This is a genomic window from Halobellus sp. Atlit-38R, from assembly GCF_003665925.1.
Lineage (GTDB): Archaea > Halobacteriota > Halobacteria > Halobacteriales > Haloferacaceae > Haloquadratum > Haloquadratum inordinatus.
Genome location: NZ_QXIJ01000403.1, coordinates 1 through 435 on the forward strand (window position 1 = coordinate 1; position 435 = coordinate 435).

Annotated in this window: 1 protein-coding gene; it reads left to right on the forward strand. The window is 61.6% G+C overall.

Translation table 11 applies throughout. From position 1 onward, the window contains the following. Positions 1-277: 277 nt before the first annotated feature. On the forward strand, positions 278-435 hold a 158-nt coding region (locus tag D3D02_RS20080; protein WP_147435818.1), incomplete at its 3' end, for an AsnC family protein.

Sequence of the window (435 nt, forward strand, 5' to 3'; positions counted from 1 at the left end):
GACATCTCCTACGAACCGCTCCCGCGGGGTGAGGCAGGGTGGTGACGTCCCAGCCGCACCGGGCGTCTCGGGAGTTTCGATTGCGTCGGACGGCCCGAACACGCCGCGCGGCCTGACCGCAGCACCGCCCTCGAAGCTGCGTTCCGCGAAGCGTACCATTATCGTACCATCTCTTGGCGCGGCGCGAATGAATAGCCGATTCGACACAACTCATGTGTCGTTTTGATTCGTTCACGCACCAGCAGTTTCAAATCGAATCCCACAAATATATCTAACCATGGGGAACCCCGACCTCACGTCCGCCGACGCGCCGTCCGACCCGAACACACCAGAGGCCGTCCTCGAAAACTACCTCGACGAGCACGACTACGAGATATTCCGCGCGCTCAACGCGAACGGCCGCATATCTGACACCGAACTCGCCGAGCGCGTCGG